Source organism: Clavibacter lycopersici (assembly GCF_003576405.1).
Lineage (GTDB): Bacteria > Actinomycetota > Actinomycetes > Actinomycetales > Microbacteriaceae > Clavibacter > Clavibacter lycopersici.
Genome location: NZ_QWGT01000331.1, coordinates 1 through 2,253 on the forward strand (window position 1 = coordinate 1; position 2,253 = coordinate 2,253).

Below are 2,253 nucleotides of genomic sequence, written 5' to 3' on the forward strand. Positions count from 1 at the left end.
CGCCCCGACGCCGACGCCGACGACGGCGCCCGCGCCTCCCGTCGCGCCCACCACGACCGCGCCCCGCATCGTCGGCCAGCTGACCGTGGGCAGCGCCGTCCGCGCCCTGCCCGGCGACTGGACCACCACATCCACCCCGCTCCGCTACCGCTGGTACCTCGACGACGTGACGCAGCCGGGCCAGACCGGCCCGACGCTGCGGCTCGACGAGCAGGCGCTCGGCAAGAGGATCACCGTCACCGTCTCGGGCAGCTGGTCCGGGTGGCCGGACGTCCACCGGTCCACCGCGACGGCGACCGCCCGCGTGACGGCCGTCGCCGGCGCCGCCGACGGCGTGGGCCACGACGTCGTCGCGATCCTCGGGCAGTCGAACGCGCAGGGCGGCGGCTTCGGCTACGACCCGGCCATCGACGTGACCCAGGACGGTGTCGACCAGCTGGTCGGCGACTGGCAGGACGCGGACTGGGGCCGCGTCGTCCCCGCCGAGGACAGCCTCAAGCACGTCACCACCTGGCGGATGACGGATCACGCGAGGCTCGTCGGACCCGGCATGACCTTCGGTCGCGCCCTCCTCGCCGACGAGACGCCCGGCCGGCGCGTGCTCCTCGTCCCCGCGGCGCAGGGCAGCACCTCGCTGACGCGGACGGACGCCGTGCAGAGGTTCACGTGGGATCCGACCCCGGATCGGGGATCGGTCGAGGCCGGCCTCACGAACCTCTACGCGAACGCGACCACGCAGATCGACAACGCGCTGGCGCTGGATCCGGACAACCGCCTGGTCGCGATCATCTGGGCGCAGGGCGAGTCGGACGCGCACGCGATCTCCTCCGAGCCCACCGCCGCGGGGCGGACGGCGGCGAAGGCGAAGTACGCCGACCGCCTCCTCGAGCTCGAGGCCGGACTCGCCACGCGCTACGGATCCGTGCCGTTCCTGGTCGGCGGCATGGTCCCCGAGTGGATCGGGTCGAACGGCGCGCGGCAGGACATCGACGCCGTGCACCGCGGCCTGGCGACGCTGCGACCCGAGGTCGCGTACGTCCCGGGCGTCTCGGGGCACGCGAACGAGGGGGAGGACTCCATCCACTACGACGCGGCGGGCGCCCGGCTGATGGGCGCGGGCTTCTACGCGGCGTACCTCCGGCAGACAGGGCGGTGACCTCCGCGGGTCGCGCCTGACCCGCGTGGGTCCGCCCGCGTCGGTCCTCCGGTGTCGCGCGACCGGGGCTCCCGCGGGGGTCTCCCGTACCGTGGTGGGCGCCGTCCACCGACGGTGCCCACCCGCCACCGGAGGTCCGCATGGCCGCATCCACCCGCATCCTGCCGCCGCGGATCAGCGAGCCGCGGCTCGACGGCCTGGCCGACGGCGACCCGTCGGACCTCGACGCGCACGCCAGCTTCGAGCGGCTGCGCTTCGCCGACGCCGACCTCTCGGACGCCGACCTCGTCGACATCGGGTTCGAGGAGTGCGCGCTCGAGCGGATCCGCCTGCACGAGGCCGACCTCACGGCCGCGAGCCTCGTGGACGTGCTCGCGTCGCGGCTCGACGCGCCCGTGCTGAAAGCGCCCCGGATCCGGATGCGCGACGTGCGCCTCGAGGGCTCCCGCGTCGGATCCGCCGAGCTCTACGACGCCACGCTCTCCTCGGTGCACATCACCGACTGCCGGCTCGGGTTCGTGAACCTGCGCGGCTCGAAGATCACCGACCTCCTCATCACCGACTGCGCCATCGAGGAGCTCGACCTCCGCGGCGCCGCCGGGATGCGCATCGCGTTCGCACGCACCACCATCGGCACGCTCGACCTCGGCGACTCGAGCCTCACGCACCTCGACCTCCGCGGCGCCGAGATCATGGACCTCGACACCCCCGACGGCCTCCGCGGCGCCGTGCTCGACTCGAACCAGCTCATGGCGCTCGGCCCGGTCTTCGCGCGGCACTTCCGCGTGCGCGTGGAGGACTGAGGACAGGCCGCCCGGCGGATCATCCGCCCGAGGCCGCCCGGCGGGACGTGTCCGGCGCCGCGAGCAGCCACAGCAGGTAGAGGCCGCCGAGCGCGGAGGTCGCGAGCCCGACGGGGATCTGGAACGGGCTGAGCAGGCGCCCGGCCACGAGGTCGGCGACGCTCAGCAGCAGCGCCCCGACCACGATCGCGGGGGCCATGCGGCCGCGACTCCCGGGCATCAGGCGGCGGGCGAGGTGCGGGGCGGCGAGCGCGACGAACCCCACCGGACCCACGGCCGCGACGCCGACCGCGG

General features: G+C 74.9%; 3 protein-coding genes. 2 read left to right on the top strand and 1 reads right to left on the bottom strand.

Annotated elements, in window-relative coordinates; all coding sequences use genetic code 11:
* Together DZG00_RS14675 and DZG00_RS14680 are read left to right on the top strand one after the other, a co-directional pair.
* Window positions 1–1,156 (top strand): sialate O-acetylesterase (locus DZG00_RS14675; RefSeq protein ID WP_147360034.1); only part of this gene is annotated, 1,156 nt, incomplete at its 5' end.
* Window positions 1,157–1,296: 140 nt separating this feature from the next.
* Window positions 1,297–1,959 carry a pentapeptide repeat-containing protein gene (locus DZG00_RS14680; RefSeq protein ID WP_119381666.1) on the top strand — a complete coding sequence of 221 codons (663 nt, stop codon included), beginning with the start codon at window positions 1,297–1,299 and terminating at the stop codon, window positions 1,957–1,959.
* A 19-nt stretch (window positions 1,960–1,978) separates the two neighbouring features.
* On the opposite strand, the gene DZG00_RS14685 is transcribed toward DZG00_RS14680, so the two are convergent.
* The coding region (locus DZG00_RS14685; protein WP_147360035.1) for an iron chelate uptake ABC transporter family permease subunit at window positions 1,979–2,253 on the bottom strand (275 nt) is incomplete at its 5' end.